This window comes from Buchnera aphidicola (Cinara confinis) (assembly GCF_900128735.1).
Lineage (GTDB): Bacteria > Pseudomonadota > Gammaproteobacteria > Enterobacterales > Enterobacteriaceae > Buchnera_F > Buchnera_F aphidicola_L.
This window is the reverse complement of record NZ_LT667503.1, coordinates 364,509-383,660: the sequence shown is the minus strand read 5'-3', so window position 1 is coordinate 383,660 and position 19,152 is coordinate 364,509. Positions and strand designations below refer to the sequence as shown.

General features: G+C 26.6%; 14 protein-coding genes, 2 tRNA genes, 2 rRNA genes and 1 other RNA gene. 9 read left to right on the top strand and 10 right to left on the bottom strand.

The genetic code is table 11. From position 1 onward, the window contains the following. Positions 1-40: 40 nt before the first annotated feature. Positions 41-403 carry a 50S ribosomal protein L17 gene (gene rplQ, locus APCICONF2801_RS01655; protein WP_075432126.1) on the top strand — a complete coding sequence of 121 codons (363 nt, stop codon included), beginning with the start codon at positions 41-43 and terminating at the stop codon, positions 401-403. Between the two features lie 122 nt (positions 404-525). Here the strand turns inward: rplQ and fmt are convergent, their stop codons facing one another. Together fmt and def are read right to left on the bottom strand one after the other, a co-directional pair. Next, positions 526-1,464 carry a methionyl-tRNA formyltransferase gene (fmt, locus tag APCICONF2801_RS01650; protein ID WP_075432123.1) on the bottom strand — a complete coding sequence of 313 codons (939 nt, stop codon included), beginning with the start codon at positions 1,462-1,464 and terminating at the stop codon, positions 526-528. A gap of 36 nt (positions 1,465-1,500) precedes the next feature. After that, positions 1,501-1,947 (bottom strand): peptide deformylase, encoded by a 447-nt coding sequence (def, locus tag APCICONF2801_RS01645; RefSeq protein ID WP_075432120.1) that lies wholly within the window; start codon positions 1,945-1,947, stop codon positions 1,501-1,503. Positions 1,948-2,146: 199 nt separating this feature from the next. On the opposite strand from def, the gene aroE reads away from it, so the two are divergent. The 5 genes from aroE to cspE all read left to right on the top strand — a co-directional run bounded on the left by aroE (position 2,147) and on the right by cspE (position 6,761). Further along, positions 2,147-3,004, top strand: a complete 858-nt coding sequence (gene aroE / locus APCICONF2801_RS01640; RefSeq protein ID WP_082252734.1) for a shikimate dehydrogenase — start codon at positions 2,147-2,149, stop codon at positions 3,002-3,004. 96 nt (positions 3,005-3,100) lie between these two features. Beyond that, positions 3,101-3,172: transfer RNA gene (locus APCICONF2801_RS01635), tRNA-Glu, on the top strand. A gap of 127 nt (positions 3,173-3,299) precedes the next feature. Further along, positions 3,300-6,225: ribosomal RNA gene (locus APCICONF2801_RS01630) — 23S ribosomal RNA — on the top strand. Between the two features lie 34 nt (positions 6,226-6,259). After that, a 5S ribosomal RNA gene (gene rrf / locus APCICONF2801_RS01625) occupies positions 6,260-6,375 on the top strand. Between the two features lie 176 nt (positions 6,376-6,551). Continuing rightward, positions 6,552-6,761 carry a transcription antiterminator/RNA stability regulator CspE gene (cspE, locus tag APCICONF2801_RS01620; RefSeq protein WP_013878025.1) on the top strand — a complete coding sequence of 70 codons (210 nt, stop codon included), beginning with the start codon at positions 6,552-6,554 and terminating at the stop codon, positions 6,759-6,761. A 79-nt stretch (positions 6,762-6,840) separates the two neighbouring features. Here cspE and ybeD read toward each other — a convergent pair whose 3' ends face one another. Beyond that, positions 6,841-7,104 (bottom strand): DUF493 family protein YbeD, encoded by a 264-nt coding sequence (gene ybeD, locus APCICONF2801_RS01615; protein ID WP_075432117.1) that lies wholly within the window; start codon positions 7,102-7,104, stop codon positions 6,841-6,843. 398 nt (positions 7,105-7,502) lie between these two features. Between ybeD and cysS the strand changes: the two genes are divergently transcribed. Next, complete coding sequence (cysS, locus tag APCICONF2801_RS01610) at positions 7,503-8,933, top strand: cysteine--tRNA ligase (RefSeq protein WP_075432114.1); 1,431 nt, start codon at positions 7,503-7,505, stop codon at positions 8,931-8,933. On the opposite strand, the gene folD is transcribed toward cysS, so the two are convergent. Beyond that, on the bottom strand, positions 8,930-9,811 hold the full coding sequence (gene folD, locus APCICONF2801_RS01605; protein ID WP_075432111.1) for a bifunctional methylenetetrahydrofolate dehydrogenase/methenyltetrahydrofolate cyclohydrolase FolD: 882 nt from the start codon (positions 9,809-9,811) through the stop codon (positions 8,930-8,932). The two genes, cysS and folD, sit on opposite strands and share 4 nt — an antisense overlap. A 177-nt stretch (positions 9,812-9,988) precedes the next feature. On the opposite strand from folD, the gene APCICONF2801_RS01600 reads away from it, so the two are divergent. Next, a tRNA-Arg gene (locus APCICONF2801_RS01600) sits at positions 9,989-10,062 on the top strand. Positions 10,063-10,089: 27 nt separating this feature from the next. Here APCICONF2801_RS01600 and APCICONF2801_RS01595 read toward each other — a convergent pair. The 4 genes from APCICONF2801_RS01595 to dnaX form a co-directional block, all read right to left on the bottom strand. Then, positions 10,090-10,746 (bottom strand): adenylate kinase family protein, encoded by a 657-nt coding sequence (locus APCICONF2801_RS01595; protein ID WP_082252733.1) that lies wholly within the window; start codon positions 10,744-10,746, stop codon positions 10,090-10,092. Between the two features lie 64 nt (positions 10,747-10,810). After that, the gene (gene htpG, locus APCICONF2801_RS01590) at positions 10,811-12,688 is read right to left on the bottom strand and encodes a molecular chaperone HtpG (protein ID WP_075432109.1); all 1,878 of its coding nucleotides are present in this window, start codon (positions 12,686-12,688) and stop codon (positions 10,811-10,813) included. A gap of 157 nt (positions 12,689-12,845) precedes the next feature. Then, positions 12,846-13,139 (bottom strand): YbaB/EbfC family nucleoid-associated protein, encoded by a 294-nt coding sequence (locus tag APCICONF2801_RS01585; protein ID WP_075432107.1) that lies wholly within the window; start codon positions 13,137-13,139, stop codon positions 12,846-12,848. Between the two features lie 188 nt (positions 13,140-13,327). Continuing rightward, positions 13,328-14,422 carry a DNA polymerase III subunit gamma/tau gene (gene dnaX / locus APCICONF2801_RS01580; protein WP_075432104.1) on the bottom strand — a complete coding sequence of 365 codons (1,095 nt, stop codon included), beginning with the start codon at positions 14,420-14,422 and terminating at the stop codon, positions 13,328-13,330. A 142-nt stretch (positions 14,423-14,564) separates the two neighbouring features. Between dnaX and ffs the strand changes: the two genes are divergently transcribed. Further along, positions 14,565-14,649: signal recognition particle sRNA small type (gene ffs / locus APCICONF2801_RS01575), an RNA gene on the top strand. A 70-nt stretch (positions 14,650-14,719) separates the two neighbouring features. Here the strand turns inward: ffs and APCICONF2801_RS01570 are convergent. Together APCICONF2801_RS01570 and lon are read right to left on the bottom strand one after the other, a co-directional pair. Next, complete coding sequence (locus APCICONF2801_RS01570) at positions 14,720-16,576, bottom strand: SurA N-terminal domain-containing protein (RefSeq protein WP_075432101.1); 1,857 nt, start codon at positions 16,574-16,576, stop codon at positions 14,720-14,722. A gap of 145 nt (positions 16,577-16,721) precedes the next feature. After that, positions 16,722-19,082, bottom strand: coding sequence for an endopeptidase La (lon, locus tag APCICONF2801_RS01565; RefSeq protein WP_075432100.1), 2,361 nt, complete (start codon positions 19,080-19,082; stop codon positions 16,722-16,724). Positions 19,083-19,152 lie beyond the last annotated feature (70 nt).

Genomic DNA, 19,152 nt, shown 5'->3' with positions numbered 1-19,152 from the left:
TGTTTTTATATATTTATATATTATATAGAGAGGTATTATTATGAGGCATAGAAAAAGTGGACGGTTTTTAAATAGGAAGAGAAGTCATTTACAAGCAATGTTAAAAAATATGGCGTGTTCATTAATAAAATATGAATATATTCGTACCACTTTGCCTAAAGCCAAGGAATTACGTCGTTTTATTGAACCTATAATTAATTTTTCAAAATATGATTCGGTTTCTAATCGACGATTAATTTTTTCACGTACGCGTGATATTGAAGTAGTAAAAAAATTATTTAGTGATGTAGGTCCACATTTTTTATTGAGATCAGGGGGATATACGCGTATCTTAAAATGTGGTTTTAGAAAAGGTGATAATGCTATTTTAGCATATATTGAATTGGTAGGTCGTTCTCGTTAAAATATTATTTTTTTTATCTATGGAATTTTTTATAAACATATATTTTTTTATAAAAACGGCATCTTTATGCCGTTATTTTTCTTGAAAAAAATAGTTGATAAAAATATTTTTCAATTTTACTTTTACATTAATATAGTTCCCGGAGTAAACCAATTTTTTTTAGAATTTAAGATTTGACTAATATGCATAGAGATACATCCTTCTATTTGTATTTCTTCTATATTTAGAATATGACATGTAGTACATATTTGTATTCCTAATTTATTAGCGCAAATAATTTCACCTATTTTATATTGGTTTTGGTTATTATTTATAAGAACTGATGCGCGTATTATTTTTATGTTTTTATTTTGTAATATAAAATAACAACGAGGCCAAGGATTTAATGCGCGAATTAATCGTTCACAATCTTTTGCTGATTTAGTCCAGGAAATTTTTGCATCTTCTTTTTTTATTTTTGGAGCGTATGTCACTTTCCTTTCATCTTGTTTATGCAATTTTATTTGATTTTTATGTATAATTTTTATGAGAATATTATGCATAGCATGTATTGAAATAGGTGTTAATTTTTTATATATTGTTTTTGTAGTATCGTTGAATAGAATAGGGCATGAGACAGTGCCTAAGATTGGGCCGGCGTCGATAACGGAACTCATTTGAATGATGCTAATTCCAGTTTTTTTATCTCCGGATAAGATTGCCCATTGGATAGGGGCAGCACCTCGCCAGCGAGGAAGTAAAGAAGCGTGTATATTAATTGCTTTCTTTGAAAATAAATTTATTATTGAACTAGGTATCAACATACCATATGCACAAATAATTAGAATATCTGCATGTATATCTTTAATTTGATTACAAAAATTTTTTTTCTTTAAGTTTTTAGGTTGTAATATAGGTATATTATTTTGTAATGCAAATTTTTTTATTGGAGAGATTTTTTTTTTATTCTTTGCAGTGAGAAGAGCGCTGATTTTATATTTTGAAAAAAATAATGATTTTAAATGTTGAAGTGAGAATTTGTTAGATCCGGCAAAAATGATTTTTGTTTTTTTTTTAGACATATTAAATAATATAATGATTTTGGATAAAGAAATGAGTTATATAATATGATCAATAAATAGTTTTCCTATTAAATGATCTATTTCATGTTGAATACAAATAGCTAATAGAGATTTAGCTTTTAAAAAAATTTTTTTTCCATTACAGTTAATTGCTGCTACTTGAATTTTATAAGAACGATTGACTTTTTTTTCAATATTTGGTACAGATAAACAGCTTTCAGAAATGCGTATTTTTCCTGATGACTTTAATATAGTAGGATTTATTAAGATTAAAGCTTTATTGTCCTGTATTTTTTTTTTAATAACAATAATTTGTTGATGGATATTTATTTGTGTTGCTGCTAATCCGATGCCATGATTCGCATACATAGTATCAAACATATCTCTTATGATCTTTTTTGTTATTTTTCCAATTTTTTTTACTGGTTTTGCGATTTTTCGTAAACGATTGTCTGGAAATTGTAAAATTTTTTTTATCGACATATGATGAGCATTCTATATTATATATAAATTTAAAAAAAAGATTGTTTAATTAAATAAAAATTTTTTTTTAAAAAAAAATATATTTTTAATTAATTATTTATTTTATTTAAATATAATTTAATTTTTTTTTAAAAAAAATTTAATCTTAAAAAACTAATTTCTTGTACTTTTTATTTTTATTATACCATAGGATAAACATATGTTGCAAAAAAGTATTTTAGAAAAGAAAATAAAACGTGTTACTTTATTTGGGAATCCTGTCAAACAGTCTTTGTCGCCTCTAATCCATCAATATTTTTCAAAAGAAACAGGTGTGCTTTATCAATATACTTTGTGTTTATGTACGGAGGAAAATTTTTTTTTAAAAATTTCTAATTTTTTTAAGAATGGAGGGATAGGAGCAAATATTACGGTTCCATTTAAAAAAAAAATTTTTTCGGTACCTCATATAATTAATAAATTTTCAAGAATTTCAAAAACTGTAAACACTTTAATTAAATGTTCAAATAATAAAATTATTGGAGATAATACTGATGGTTTAGGTTTATTATATGATCTAAAAAATCTTTTTATTTTTAAAAAAAATACTACAGTTTTATTATTGGGAGCAGGAGGAGCGGCTACTTCTGTTATATATCATTTATTAATGGAAAATTGTTTAATATATATATCTAATAGAACTTTAATGAAGTCTAAAATATTAATTAAACAATTTAAAAAATTTGGAAAAATTTTTATTTTTGAAGAATATAAATGCAGTCAGATTTTTGATATTATTATTAATGCTACTTCATCTGGTTTATATGGATCATATCCTATTTTTCCATTATCTGTATTGCATCACGATATTTTTTGTTATGATATTTCGTATAATAAAAATGGTAATTTAACTCCTTTTTTAAAATTATGTAAAAATTATGGTGTAAAAAATTTTTCTGATGGTTTAGGCATGTTGGTAGCACAAGCTGCATATTCTTTTTTTGCTTGGTTTAAGATTATGCCTAATATTCAGAGTACAATTATGTTTATTAGATCATTAAATGAAAAATTGTTGTAATAATTAATTTTTTTACGAAAAAATTTAAAAAAAGACTTGACTCTTTTTATGTATTCTGTAACATACAATAGTACAAACATTTTATTTTTTTAAAAAGTCCCTTTCGTCTAGCGGTTAGGACATCGCCCTTTCACGGCGGCAACAGGGGTTCAAATCCCCTAAGGGACAAAAATTAATAAATATTTATATACTAATAAATAAAAATATGATATTATACATTTCATAAATAAAAAAAGTTTTTAATATTGTTCTTTAAAAATATGGAATTTTTTAGAAAAACACCTGTGGGTTGTAAGGTTAAGCAAATAAGCGTATTTGGTGGATGCCTTGGCAATCAGAGGCGATGAAGGACGTGCTAATCTGCGATAAGCATCGGTCAGTTGATTACGAAGCGTTATTATCCGATGATTTCCGAATGGGGAAACCCGACGTTATTGAACGTCATTATTAATTGAATACATAGATTAATAAAGCAAACCGAGAGAACTGAAACATCTAATTATCTCGAGGAAAAGAAATCAATTGAGATTCCCTGAGTAGTGGCGAGCGAAACGGGAGGAGCCTAGAATTATTCACATTAAGAATTTATAATAGAATGATTTGGAAAAATCAACAATATAAGGTGACAGTCCTGTATATGAAATATATTTTTAATGTAATTCGATAAGTAGGGCGGGACACGAGAAATCTTGTCTGAAGATAGGGGGACCATCCTCTAAGGCTAAATACTCCTGATTGACCGATAGTGAACTAGTACCGTAAGGGAAAGGCGAAAAGAACCCCGGTTAGGGGAGTGAAATAGATCCTGAAACCAGATACGTACAATCAGTAGGAGCTATTTTAAATTTATAGTGACTGCGTACCTTTTGTATAATGGGTCAGCGACTTGTATTCTGTAGCAAGGTTAACTGTTTAAGGGAGCCGTAGGGAAACCGAGTCTGAAATTGGCGATTATTTTTTAGTTTCAGGATACAGACCCGAAACCCGGTGATCTAGCTATGAGCAGGTTGAAGGTTGGGTAAAACCAACTGGAGGACCGAACCGACTGATGTTGAAAAATCAGCGGATGACTTGTGGCTAGGGGTGAAAGGCCAATCAAACCGGGAGATAGCTGGTTCTCCCCGAAAGCTATTTAGGTAGCGCCTCGTGAATTCATCTTCGGGGGTAGAGCACTGTTTCGGCTAGGGGTCCATCCCGGACTACCGATCCGATGCAAACTCCGAATACCGAAGAATGTTATCACGGGAGACACACAGCGGGTGCTAACGTTCGTTGTGGAGAGGGAAACAACCCAGACCGTCAGCTAAGGTCCCTAAGTCATAGTTAAGTGGGAAACGATGTGAGAAGGCATAAACAGCCAGGATGTTGGCTTAGAAGCAGCCATCATTTAAAGAAAGCGTAATAGCTCACTGGTCTAGTCGGCTTGCGCGGAAGATATAACGGGGCTAAACTATTGCACCGAAGCTACGGCAACAAAGTTTTATTTTTTGTTGGGTAGGGGAGCGTTCTGTAAGCTTTAGAAGGTATACTGTAAAGTATACTGGAGGTATCAGAAGTGCGAATGCTGACATGAGTAACGATAAAGCAGGTGAAAAACCTGCTCGCCGAAAAACTAAGGTTTCCTGTCCAACGTTAATCGGGGCAGGGTAAGTCGACCCCTAAGGTGAGGCCGATAGGCGTAGTCGATGGGAAACTGGTTAATATTCCAGTACTTAATATTACTGCGAAGGGGGGACGGAGAAGGTTAGGTTATCCAGGTGTTGGTAGTCCTGGTTTAAGTATGTAGGATAGAATTCTAGGCAAATCCGGTTTTCTATATAATCTGAGATACGAGTACGAGTTATGAAAATAATGAAGTAACTAATACCATGCTTCCAAGAAAATCCTCTAAGCTATAGGTAATAATAAATCGTACCACAAACCGACACAGGTAGTTAGGTAGAGAATACTAAGGCGCTTGAGAGAACCTGGATGAAGGAACTAGGCAAAATAGTGCCGTAACTTCGGGAGAAGGCACGCTAACATATAAGTGTAAAAATTTACTTTTGAAGCTTAAGTTAGTCGCAGATACCAGCTGGCTGCAACTGTTTATTAAAAACACAGCACTGTGCAAACACGAAAGTGGACGTATACGGTGTGACGCCTGCCCGGTGCCGGAAGGTTAATCGATGAAGTTCAGGGAAACCTAAAGCTTTTGACTGAAGCCCCGGTAAACGGCGGCCGTAACTATAACGGTCCTAAGGTAGCGAAATTCCTTGTCGGGTAAGTTCCGACCTGCACGAATGGCGTAATGATGGCCAGGCTGTCTCCATCCAGGACTCAGTGAAATTGAATTTGCTGTGAAGATGCAGTATACCCGCGGCAAGACGGAAAGACCCCGTGAACCTTTACTATAGCTTGACATTGAAAGTTTGTTTTTATTGTGTAGGATAGGTGGGAGATTAAGAAGCTTATTCGCTAGGATAAGTGGAATCATCCTTGAAATACCACCCTATAAAAATTGGTTTTCTAATCTTATTCCGTAATCCGGAATAGAAACAGTGTCTGGTGGGTAGTTTGACTGGGGCGGTCTCCTCCCAAAGAGTAACGGAGGAGTACAAAGATTGGCTAATTACGGTTGGACATCGTGAGGTTAGTGTAAAGGCATAAGCCAGTTTAACTGCGAGCATGATAATGCGAGCAGATGCGAAAGCAGGTCTTAGTGATCCGGTGGTTTCTGTATGGAAAGGCCATCGCTCAACAAATAAAAGGTACTCCGGGGATAACAGGCTTATACCGCCCAAGAGTTCATATCGACGGCGGTGTTTGGCACCTCGATGTCGGCTCATCACATCCTGGGGCTGAAGCAGGTCCCAAGGGTATGGCTGTTCGCCATTTAAAGTGGTACGCGAGCTGGGTTTAGAACGTCGTGAGACAGTTCGGTCCCTATCTGCCGTGGGCGTAGGAAAATTGAGAGGATCTACTTCTAGTACGAGAGGACCGAAGTGGACGCATCTCTGGTGTTCGGGTTGTCATGCCAATGGCATTGCCCGGTAGCTATATGCGGAAAAGATAAGTGCTGAAAGCATCTAAACACGAAACTTACCTCAAGATTAGTTTTCCCTGTATAATATTTTATTTTACTGAAGGGACGTTGAAGACTACGACGTTGATAGGCTAGGTGTGTAAGCATCGTAATATGTTAAGCTAACTAGTACTAATGACCCGATCGGCTTAACCTTACAACACCAGAGGTGTTTTTCTAAAAAATATATACCTGGTAAACATAGTGTTATGGTACCACCTGATTCCATTTCGAACTCAGAAGTGAAACATTTCAACGCCGATGGTAGTGCAGGGTTTCCTTGTGTGAGAGTAGGACATTGCCAGGTATTTATTTTTTCATAAATTCATATTTTATTTTAAAGTTTTTTTAAAAAAATGTTTTATACTCTTTTTTTTTCTAAAATGATTTTTTATATTTTTAGAAAAAAATAGTTTATAAATGTTGAACTAACCGCAAGGTATAAGCTATAGTTTATATTTTTCAATCGAAGGTAATATATAGATGTCCAAGATTAAAGGTAATGTTAAGTGGTTTAATGAATCTAAAGGTTTTGGTTTCATTACCCCAGAAGATGGTAGCAAAGATGTTTTTGTTCATTTTTCCGCTATCCAAAGCAACGGATTTAAAACTTTGGCAGAAGGTCAAAGTGTTGAATTTGAAATTACCGAAGGCGCAAAAGGGCCATCAGCTGCTAATGTGATAAGTATATAATATTATAAATAATATATAATATATTTAGCAGGGCTTTTGCGGTGCGGAAATAAATATAATAACCGCATCGCAAAATGTTTTATAATACCATTCTTACTAGATGTATTTTGCTTAATTCATTATATAATGTTTCAATTTGCTTAAAATTTTTTGCAAAGATTGTTACTGAAATTGACAAATATGTTCCTTTATTACTTGATTTTATTTTTGGAACATAATCTCCAGGGATATGTAATTGTATTATTTTAATAATATTATTAGTTAATTCCGGTTGAGATAAACCAATTACTTTATATGTAAAAGAACAGGGAAATTTCATTATTTTTTCAATTGAACTCTTCATTTCATCCTCTTTTTTTAATTCAATTTTATAAATATAAAATATTTTATTTTCTTTATTTATATTTATCCAATTTTTATTTTTCTATTTTTTTTAGGAAAAAATCCCATTATTGTTAAATGAATTTATTTTTGTAAATTTTAAGAAATTTTTTTGTTTGTTAAAATTATAATGTAAGCTCTTCTTTATATATTATAGTATAATTTTTTAGGGTAATAAATATTAAATTTCTTTATTTAATAAGAATTTGAAATATTTGCTTTTTATTTATAACGTAAATTATTTTTATTATATACCTGTAATTTTTTTTCTATGATAGAATTAAAATAATATATCTTTTTATTATTTGATTGGAAAAAATAGACAATTTCTTTTTTATAAATTTTATTATAGAGGTTGTTATGGTATTAAAAATTTTTAATTCATTAACAAAAATTAAAGAAAAATTTTTTTTTTCATATAAAAAAATCATAAATATTTATGTATGCGGCGTGACAACTTATGATTTTTGTCATATTGGACATGCTCGAACTTTTTTATTTTTTGATATTGTGATTAGATATTTACAGAGTTTAGGATATCAAACTAATTATATTCGCAATATTACAGATATAGATGATAAAATTATTCATCGAGCTCAAATGAATCATGAAAAAGTAACGAATTTTTCATGGCGTATGGCATCAGAAATGAAAAAAGATTTTTATGCTTTAGGATTATTAGAGCCTAATTATGAACCTAAAGTAACTGAATCAATTTCTGATATTATTTTAGTGATTAAAAAATTAATAGATAATAAATGTGCTTATGTTGAAAAAAATGGAGATATTTTATTTTCTATTCAAAGTTATCAAAAATATGGTCAACTTTCTCGTAGATTGTTGAGTTGTTTTCATAAACAAAATTTAGAGACTTTGAATAATCGTATTCTTTTTAAGGATTTTGTTTTATGGAAAAATTGTTCTTTAGTAAAGCAAGAAGACAAAATTAATGAATCTATTTGGATGTCTCCATGGGGATTAGGTCGACCCGGTTGGCATATTGAATGTTCGGCAATTAATCATCGTTATTGTGTCAATGGAATCGATATTCATGGAGGCGGGATTGATTTATTATTTCCGCATCATGAGAATGAATTAGCGCAATCTTTTTGTATCAATCAGAATTTTCCTATACGTTATTGGATGCACACTGGAATGGTTATTTTAAATAAAAAAAAAGTATCTAAGTCTTTAAATAATTTTATTACGATACGCAATTTATTATTAAAATATCATCCTGAAGTTATTCGTTTTTACTTTTTAAATACTCATTATCGACATCCTTTTTATTATAATGAAAAAAATTTAATTTCTGCTAAAAAAATATTAATTCGTATATATAGAGTGATTTTAAAAAATCATGTAATTTCTTTAAAAGATGCAGTAAATTATCAAGATAATAGTGTTAGAAACAATTTTAAAAAACAATTTTATAATGCTATGAATGATGATTTCAATACACCTAATGTATGTTCTGTGTTGTATAATTTATCAAAATATATTGATAAAATTTATCTTACTAACATTTTATTAGCACGTTTATTAGTGAATGATCTATTATCTTTTGGAAATATTTTAGGTTTATTCACTTCTCATCCGAAAAAATTTTTATTTAAAAATAATACGACTGATTCAAAAAATTTAAGTATAATTAATGAATTAATGGAATTACGTATATATTATCGTCATACCAAGCAATGGAGTCAGGCTGATAAAATTAGAAAAAAATTATTAACGTTAGGGGTCATCATAGAAGATAAAAAAAATAATTCAAAATATCGCTTTATCTAAATTTTATCTTTTAAATGAAGATCGGGATATAATTTTTCATATATTTCTAATGTATTTTGTAATAATGATGCGACAGTCATAGGACCAACACCGCCGGGAACCGGGGTAATATAAGATGTTTTTTTTGATACAGACTCAAAATGTACATCACCAATAACGCTGTGATTTTTTTTTATATAATTAATACCTACGTCAATAACGATTGCTCCTGATTTTACCCAGTCACCATGTAAAAAATTAGGTTTTCCTACAGCAATAATAATTAAATCTGCCATTTTGACATGATTTTTTAGATTTTTTGTAAATGTATTAGTCATGGTTACTGTACAATTAGTCATTAATAACTCCAGATATAATGGCTTACCAACTATACTAGAATTTCCAATAATTATAACATTTAGTCCAGTTAAGTTAATATTATAATGGTTTAATAAGGTTATTATTCCTCGAGGTGTACATGCTCGTAAAATAGGTGATCCTTGATACAATAATCCAGAATTATATGGATGAAATCCATCTACATCTTTAGAAGGATGAATGCTATTTAAAATATTTATTTTATTAATTCCTTTTGGTAAAGGTAATTGAATAAGTATTCCGTCAATATTTTTGTTTTCGTTTAGTTTTTGTATTAGATTTAATAATATTTTTTCGGTAGTGTTTTCAGATAAATGCCAGTATGCTGAAAAAAATCCAACTGAATAACAAGCATTTATTTTGGTTTTAATATAAATTAAAGAAGCCGGATTATTTCCGATTAATACTACTGCTAAACCAGGGGATCTATATTTATATTTTTTTTTTACTTTTATTTTATTTCTTATTTTTTTTTTTATTTGATTAGCGATTTTAAATCCTTTCATGATTTTTGTGATCATAACAATATTACCTAAATAATTTTTAATTTTTTATAATAATATAAATGTTATTTTTTATCATAAAGTATGTTATACTCCAATTATTAATATTTTTTTTTATTTATTAAAATTAAATTTTTATAATAAAATTATATTTTTTATTTTATATTATAAAAAAATATATTAATGATATTTTTCGCGCTCTTAGCTCAATTGGATAGAGCAACAGCCTTCTAAGCTGTAGGTTACAGGTTCGAATCCCGTAGAGCGCAAAATATATATTTATAACATTTTTAATATTATTTATTCAATTTTAATAAATCTAATATTTTTCTATTTATTTTTTTAATTGAATGTACAGTCTGAATTTCAAAAAATTTTATTTTATTTTTTTTCATATTTTTATTAAACCAATCAAGCAATGGAGCCGTATATTTTTTATATTCTTTTAATCTTATCTTAATAATTTTAATTTTATCATCTTTTCGAATGCTTAAAGCTTCTCCAGTTATATCATCTTTATTTTTTTCTTGAGGTGGATTAAATTTTTCATGATAACATCGACCTGATGGTATATGCACTAACCTTCCTATAATTCTTTCAAAGATTTTTTTTTCTGGTATAGTTAAATGTAATATATAATTTATTGTAAATAAATTATCTTGTAATATTTCTGCTTGTTTTATTGTTCGTGGAAACCCGTCTAATATAAATCCATTATGGCAATCTTTTTGTTCTATTCTTTTTTTAATTAATTTAATTATGATATCATCATTGACTAATTTTCCATTATTAATATAATTTTGTACATATTTTTTGAATTTGAAATCAATATTCATTTTTTTTCGAAGTATATCGCCTACAGATATAGGCGGTATATGATAATAGTTTGATAGTAATTGCATTTGAGTTCCTTTTCCACTTCCCGGGGCTCCCAGCATAACAATCCTAATCATAATTTGATACTGCTCCTCTTATAAATCTAAATAATTTTTAAGTAATAAAAAATATAATTAATTGTTAAGATAAAAATAATTTGTTAATTCTATTAATGAATGTATGAGGATTTTCGAGTGTTCCTTTTTCTGCAAAAATCGCTTGTTCAAATAACATTTCAATCCACATAGAAAGCGTTTCAATATTATCGATTTTTTTTATTTTTTCTATTAGTGGGTGTGTGAGATTGATTTCTAACAAATATTTTATTTCTGGGACTGGTTGTCCTGCGGCACTAAATAATTTTGCCATTTGAGTGCTCATGTCGTTAGAGTCTGTTAAAACCATAACAGGTGTATTAATAAGTCTATGAGTCACGCGAACATCTTTAACGCGGTTTCCTAATATATTTTTTATTTTTTCAATAAAAATATTACTTTTTTGTTCGTTTTTATCCGTTCCAATTTTTTCTTTTTTAATTAATTTTTCTAATGAAAGATCAGATTTACTTACTGATTGAAATTTTTTACCTTGGTATTCTGGTAAATAATTCATCATCCATTCATCTACACGATCTGATAATAATAGCACATCAATATTTTTATTTTGGAATATTTCTAAATGTGGACTATTGAGCGCTGAATTATAACTATCTGCTGTAATAAAATATATTTTTTCTTGTTCTTTTAGCATATCTTTTAAATATTTTTTAAGAGATAATGTTTGCTCTTGTTTTTTTGTGCGAAGAGATGTAAATCTGAGTAAATTAGAAATTTGTTTTTGATTTATAGAATCTTCTGCTAAACCTTCTTTTAAAACTAAACCAAAAGTATTCCAAAACTTTTGGTATTTTATATCATCAGTTTCAGATAAATTATTTAATATGGTTAGTATTCTTCTTGTTAAAGATTTTCGTAAACTTTGTGTGATCTTATTATCTTGTAGAATTTCTCTAGAAATATTTAGGGGTAAATCTTGAGAATCTATAATTCCTTTTACAAATCGTAAATAATTAGGTAAAAATTGAACCGCATCATCCATAATATAGACATGTTTAACATATAATTTTAAACCATGTTTATTTTCTCTATGCCACATATCCCACGTTGCTTTTTTAGGAATATATAATAAACTAGTATATTCTTGATTTCCTTCAACTTTGTTATGACTCCATAATAATGGATTTTTAGTGTCATGAGTAATATATTTATAAAATTCTTGATATGATTTTTTAGAAATATCTTTTTTATTTTTAGTCCAAATAGCTTGAGCTTGATTAATTTTTTCCCAAGAAATTACTTTGTTTTTTTCATCATAATTTTCAATTTCTACAGGTATTGAAATATGATCAGAATATTTTTTAACGATATTTTTTATATTCCATGATTCTAAAAATTCTTCTTCAGTATCTTTAATATATAAAACAACCTTTGTTCCGTATTCTTTTAGTTTAATTTTTTGTATTGTATAATCACCTTTCCCTTCTGATTCCCATAAAATACCTAAATCAGATGATTCTTGAGCGTGTTTAGTATATACAGATACTTTTTTGGCAATTATAAAGGAAGAATAAAATCCCACTCCAAATTTTCCAATCAAATCATTCTTTTCTTTATTATTTTGATTGATTTTTTTTAAAAATGATTTTGTACCAGATTGAGCAATAGTTCCTAAATTATTTATAGTTTCATTATAAGTCATTCCAATACCATTATCATAAATTGATAACGTTTTTTCATTTTTGTTTATAGTAATTTGTATTTTTGATATACTTTCTTGATTAATTAATTGTTTAGGATGAGAGATTATTTGAAATCTTAATTTTTCTATCGCATCAGAGGCATTAGATATTAATTCTCTTAAAAATATTTCTTTATTTGAATATAAAGAATGAATCATCAAGTGTAGTAATTGTTTCACTTCTGACTGAAAGGTATATTTTTTTTTTATTTCGTTATTCATATTTCTTCCATATTTTTAGAAAGAGTTTTAGTTTTATATAAAGAATTTTTTTATAAAAGCTGGTTCTTTTATATATAACATAGTATTTTTTGATAAAATATTATCTATTTAAAAGATTATAAGTATGATAATAATTATGATAAAAAAATATTTTTAGTTATTGATTTATATTTAATTGTTCTTTCTGTATATTTTCAATTTGTCGTATCGCATCATTAAATGCTGCTGCTATTAAGTCTTCTAGAATATTTTTACTTTCCTGATTAATTATTTTTTTGTTTATAGTGACATTTTTACAATCATATGTACCAGTAATAGTCATTTTAACTAGTCCAGCTCCTGACTTGCCTATAATTTCTTTTGTTTTTATATTTTTTTTTATTTCTTTAATTTTTTCTTGCATGTTTTTAGCTTGATTTATCAGTTCAGTAATATTTTTTTCAGTAAACATTTTTAATATCTCATTATATAGTCATTACAATATATTTTTTTTAATTTTTTTAGATATATTAGAAAAATATACTGCAAAAATTGATTAATTATTTATTAGAATACAATAAGACATTGCAACTTATATTTTTTTCATCATGATAGAATTTAATAATCTGATTATCAATAAACTTAATTAGTCAAATTTAATTATTCTTGACATATTTTAAAAATGGTCATTTCTAAAATAATGCGTGCATTTGAGGTATATTTTAAATTCTTTCTTCCATTAATTAATATTTTATAATATTTTTGAATATTAACAAATGAAATTTTTTGAGATATTAATTGTAAATCTTTTTTATATTTTGAAATGTTTTTATCATTTAGATCGTTTAGTTTAGGTAAAACTTGTAAAATACAGATTTTATGGAAAAATGAAATTAATGATAACATGATATTGTTACATGATATATTATTTTTTTCAGCTTCGTCTATTATTTTTAGTATATTTTTAATATTTTTATTTAATATGTTTTTTGCTAGAATTAAAGTTTTATTTTTATTAAAAAAACTAAATAATTTTTCAGCTTGAGAAAGTGTTATTTCGTTCTTTTTAGCAGAAGAGATAGCTAATTCTAACATATTTAATGCATCTCGAATACTACCTTTAGCAATATCTGTAATGATATTTATTACTTCCGGAATAGTTTTAATATTTTCTTTTTTTAAGATTTCATTTAAATGAAAAAAAATATCTTTTTTATTGATAGGTTGCAAAGAAATTTGCAAACAACGTGAAAGGATTGTGGAAGGGATTTTTTTTGGTTCGGTGGTAGCTAAGATAAATTTAATAAATTTAGGTGGTTCTTCTAGAGTTTTTAATAACGCATTAAAACTATGTCGAGATAGCATATGTACTTCGTCAATTAGATATACTTTAAAACGCCCTTTTATTGGAGAGTATTGTACAGTTTCTAATAAAACTTTTATTTCTTCTACTTTAGTGCGTGATGCTGCATCCAGTTCTATAAAATCTAGAAACTTTCCTTTTTCAATATCAATACAATGAGAACAGGAACGACAGGGTTGAGAAGTAATACCTTTTAAGCAATTTAAACTTTTTGCTAAAATTCTGGCAATGGTAGTTTTTCCAACTCCATGTTTTCCGGAAAATAACCATGTTTGATGAATACGACCAGTATCTAAGCTATTTTGAATTGCTTTAATAATATATTTTTGGCCAATAACGTCATGAAAATTTTGAGGTCTCCAGGTATTGGACAAAATTTGATATTTTTTCATTTTTTTTCGTTTTAGTTTATTGGAATATATATTGAATTATAAAAAATATATTTTTCTTGACTATATATTATATTTGTTGTTTAATTATAAAAATTATTTTTTTTTAAAAAAAAAGTAATTTTATATTTTATATCCTGTTAGAAATACTTAGCGCTATTAGTTTAATTACTTGGTCAGGTCTGGAAAGAAGCAGCCAAATTAAATAACATAGGTGTTATAGTAACTAACAGGATTTTTTTTTATCACTATCGAATTTTATTCTTTTTATTATTTTTAAATAATTATAAATTTTTATAATTAATGAATTATGTTTAATATTTTTTTTTGGTATTTAATAATTGAGTTTTGATATATATTTTTTAAAAATATAGAAAAAATTAAATTTTTATATTTCTTTTTTATTTTTTTTAGCAATTTTATTTTTTGTTTTTTGTTTATATTTTCGTAAAATACATTTTTTAAAATCAATAACCGATCTTGATTATTTTTTGTATGAATTATAGTATATATAAAATTATTTTTTTTTGGAATCGGTAATTGAAAAATGATCTTATGATTGTTTTTTTTTGTTTTTTCATTAAATTTTATTGTTTTAGTGGGTTGTAAACATAGTTTATGATTTTTTAAAAAATTATTTGAAATATTTTTGCTATTAGATAAAAATTTTTTTATTAAATTAGAATTCTTTAGCTGTATTTTTTTTTGTTGTAGAATATGTTTAATTTCATTAATGACACAATTTAGTTTTTTAATCTTTTTAGGCTGATATAATACTGGTTTTATAATATATAAAGTATTATCTTTAGATATAAAAATCTTTATCGGATTAATATTTTTTGATTTTTTTTGATTAAAAAAATTTTTTTGTATAAAACGCATTAATGGATGAATATAATGAAAATTTAATTTTTGGTCTTTTTTAATCCAATCAGTTTTTATTTCTTTTAAAAAAATATTTTTATCATTTGTTTTTGGTTGTAAAGTATATTTTTTTAAAACTGTTGAAATATTTTTAATATTTTTAGTAGTATTATTAAAAATATCACAATTATTTTGCATTTTATTTTTTTTAGAATCAATATTTTCGGAAGAATTTACTGGATTTTTTGTTAACTGTGCAATTAAAAATTCATCATGATATTCAATAATGTTAGATACATCCCCTACGTTTTTTATTTTGAATTTTTTTATAACATCAGTTAGATGGTTTGTATGAATCCAATCCATATTTTTTATTTCATATTCTTTCTTCATCTCTAATAAGCGTTTTTTTATATTTTGATGTCCTTTATTGTCATGTTGAATATTATGAAATAATAATTGCGCGTATTTTATGTTTTTCATTTTAAATATTTTGTATTCTTTTTCGCAGTCTATGATGTTATTTGTTGTATTATTTGTATTAAAGATTTGATTATTTTTTTGGTTTAATGGTATTTGATTTTGTAATTTTAATATTTTAAATTTTATTCTTTTTGGGTAAAAAAATTTTTTTTTATTTAAAATGTAATATTTTTTTATATCTTGAAATAGAATTTTTTTCTCTGCATTAGTTAATGATACGTCAAAATAACCTAGTTGCACATTTCTTTTCTCGAGACTTTTTTTCATAATTTTGTAAAAATAATCTTTTAAAAATATTTCTGATTTTAATAATAAATATATAAAATCTTTCACTGTTTCTTTTTTCTCTAGAGATGTTATGTATTGCTCGTTTGTTAATTCAATAAAATTAATAAAATTTAAATATTGATTTAAATTAAATTTATTTTCTTTTTGAAAAAATTTTGATTGATAAATTTTATTTTTAATATTTTTTTTGATAACATGAAAATGTAGTTTTTTTAAATATTGTTTTAGTAAAGTTGTATAAATAATTTGCATTAATGTTTTTTTATATAATAGTTCTTCATGTAAAGTAGGTTTACAAATTTTTAAATTATTATTTATGTGGTGATTATTATATTTTTTATTTAAAAAATATAATAATTGAATTATTTTGGGAGAAATTTCTTCGTCATTTATTTGTATAGCATAATTTTTAAAATCTTTAATAAAATAAATTATGATACTATTAAATATAATTGAAAGCATGATTGTAATTATGATCATAGTTATTAATATTTTTTTTGAAAAAGAATTAATGATTGACATAATGATATATTCCAAAAAGTAATATGATATTATTTATTTAATATCATAGATTTTTATGTTAAAACTCTTCATTTTTTTGAAGAGCTGGCAATAATTAATTTTCTTGCCAGCTATAAACATAAAAAATAAAATTTTTAAATAGTTTTTATATTATATTTTTATGTAAATTAGTATCAAGATATGGGTTTTTTTCTAAAGCTAATTTTAATACTTCTTCTATATTTTTTACTGGAAAAATACATAAATTAGCGATTATATTTTTTGGTACTGCTTTTAAGTCACGGAGATTTTCTTTGGGAATCAATACTGTTTTAATTCCTCCTCGATGCGCTGCAATTAATTTTTCTTTTAATCCTCCGATACCTAATATAATACCTCTTAAAGTTATCTCTCCTGTCATAGCAATATCGGATTTTACTGGAATATTTGTTAAACAAGAAACAATAGCTGTACACATGGTAATTCCAGCGCTTGGACCATCTTTTGGTGTAGCACCTTCAGGAACATGTACATGTATATCTTTTTTCTCATAAAAATCTTTTTTTATATTTAATTTATGAGCTTGTGAACGTACTACTGTAAGAGCTGCTTGAATTGATTCTTGCATAACTTCTCCAAGAGATCCAGTATAAGTTAATTTTCCTTTTCCAGGGATACAAGCGCACTCTATAGTTAGTAAATCACCGCCTACTTCAGTCCACGCTAAACCAATAACTTGACCGATTTTATTAATTTTATTTGCGTGACCATAAGTATATTTTTTGATTCCTAAATATTTTTTTATATTTTTTTTATCTATAATAATTTTATTTTGACAATGGTTTAATGATATTTTTTTTACCGATTTTCTGCATATTTTAGCGATCGCACGTTCTAAATTTCTAACACCGGCTTCTCTTGTATAATAACGAATTATACTTAATAGTGCATCTTCTAAAATTATTATTTCCTTTTTTTTTAATGCATTTTCTTTCATTTGTTTAGGTCGTAAATAATTTTTTGCAATATTTAATTTTTCATCTTCTGTATAACCAGATAATTTAATAACTTCCATTCGGTCTAATAAAGGAGCGGGAATATCTAGAGAATTAGAAGTAGCAACAAACATAATATCAGATAAATCATAGTCTGTTTCTAAATAATGATCATTAAATGACATATTTTGTTCTGAATCTAAAACTTCTAAAAGAGCGGATGCAGGATCTACACGTAGATCACATGATATTTTGTCAATTTCATCAAGTAAAAAAAGAGGATTTTTTACTCCTGCTTTTGTTATATTTTGTATTAATTTTCCAGGCATAGACCCTATATATGTTCTTCGATGCCCTCTGATTTCCGCTTCATCTCTTATACCTCCTAAAGCCATGCGTACATATTTTCGTCCGGTAGCTCGAGCAATCGATTTCCCTAAAGAAGTTTTTCCTACACCTGGAGGACCTACAAGACATAAAATCGGTCCTTTTATTTTATTTTGTCGATTTTGTACGGCTAAATACTCTAATATACGTTCTTTTACTTTATCTAAACCGAAATGATCAATATCTAAAATTTCTTTTGCTGATTTTATATCTTTCTGGATTATACTGCGTTTATACCAAGGCACCTGAATCATCCAGTCAATATAACTTCGTACTACAGTTGCTTCTGCAGAGATTGGAGACATCATTTTTAATTTTTTTAATTCTAATATTGTTTTTTTAAAAGCTATTTTTGGCATTTTTGCTAATTTTATTTTTTTTTGTAAGGATTTATATTCATTTGGAATATCATCAATATCGCCTAATTCTTTTTGTATTGCTTTTATTTGTTCATTAAGATAGTATTCCCGTTGACTTTTCTCCATTTGTTTTTTAATACGATTTTGAATACGTTTTTCAATTTTTAATAAACTCATTTCTATTTCCATTTTACTCATTAAAAATTCTAAACGTTTATTAATTTTTGAAATTTCTAATATTGATTGTTTATCTTTTAACGTTAATGGCATATGAGATGCAATAATATCACCCATTTTTTCTAAGTTATCAAGATTTTTTAAAGATGTTAAAACCTCTAAGGATATTTTTTTATTTAGTATAATATATTTTTCAAATTGTTTTAAAGTTGTTTTAATTAAAACTATTTTTTCTATCTTTTTAATTTTTGGTGATTTTAAATAATTTATGATTGCTAAAAAATGAATATTATTTTTTTTCAGTTCTGTAATTTTAGCTCTTTTAAGACCTTTAACTAATATTTTAATAGTTCCGTCAGGTAATTTTAACATTTGTAAAATTACAGATACAGTCCCTACTGTGAATAAATCTTTTTCTTTTGGATTTTCAATTTTCGATTCTTTTTGAGAAATTAATAAAATTTTTTTATTACTTTTCATGGAAAATTCTATGCATTTAATTGATATTTCGCGTCCTATAAATAATGCTGTAATCATATACGGATAAACTACCATGTCACGTAACGGCAATACTGGAATTTCTATTTTTTTAGAACACCTAAAATTCATATTTTTCTCTTTGGTTAAAATATATTAGAATATATAGAATAATTACATAAGATATCGACTTAAATTTCAA

What these genes read in the sequence shown, in the direction of transcription:
- APCICONF2801_RS01595 (WP_082252733.1), bottom strand. Translation starts at nt 10,746, where the DNA reads ATGATTAGGATTGTTATGCTGGGAGCCCCGGGAAGTGGAAAAGGAACT.
- rplQ (WP_075432126.1), top strand. Translation starts at nt 41, where the DNA reads ATGAGGCATAGAAAAAGTGGACGGTTTTTAAATAGGAAGAGAAGTCAT.
- APCICONF2801_RS01570 (WP_075432101.1), bottom strand. Translation starts at nt 16,576, where the DNA reads ATGTCAATCATTAATTCTTTTTCAAAAAAAATATTAATAACTATGATC.
- folD (WP_075432111.1), bottom strand. Translation starts at nt 9,811, where the DNA reads ATGATCACAAAAATCATGAAAGGATTTAAAATCGCTAATCAAATAAAA.
- APCICONF2801_RS01585 (WP_075432107.1), bottom strand. Translation starts at nt 13,139, where the DNA reads ATGTTTACTGAAAAAAATATTACTGAACTGATAAATCAAGCTAAAAAC.
- lon (WP_075432100.1), bottom strand. Translation starts at nt 19,082, where the DNA reads ATGAATTTTAGGTGTTCTAAAAAAATAGAAATTCCAGTATTGCCGTTA.
- cysS (WP_075432114.1), top strand. Translation starts at nt 7,503, where the DNA reads ATGGTATTAAAAATTTTTAATTCATTAACAAAAATTAAAGAAAAATTT.
- ybeD (WP_075432117.1), bottom strand. Translation starts at nt 7,104, where the DNA reads ATGAAGAGTTCAATTGAAAAAATAATGAAATTTCCCTGTTCTTTTACA.
- dnaX (WP_075432104.1), bottom strand. Translation starts at nt 14,422, where the DNA reads ATGAAAAAATATCAAATTTTGTCCAATACCTGGAGACCTCAAAATTTT.
- aroE (WP_082252734.1), top strand. Translation starts at nt 2,147, where the DNA reads ATGTTGCAAAAAAGTATTTTAGAAAAGAAAATAAAACGTGTTACTTTA.
- def (WP_075432120.1), bottom strand. Translation starts at nt 1,947, where the DNA reads ATGTCGATAAAAAAAATTTTACAATTTCCAGACAATCGTTTACGAAAA.
- fmt (WP_075432123.1), bottom strand. Translation starts at nt 1,464, where the DNA reads ATGTCTAAAAAAAAAACAAAAATCATTTTTGCCGGATCTAACAAATTC.
- htpG (WP_075432109.1), bottom strand. Translation starts at nt 12,688, where the DNA reads ATGAATAACGAAATAAAAAAAAAATATACCTTTCAGTCAGAAGTGAAA.
- cspE (WP_013878025.1), top strand. Translation starts at nt 6,552, where the DNA reads ATGTCCAAGATTAAAGGTAATGTTAAGTGGTTTAATGAATCTAAAGGT.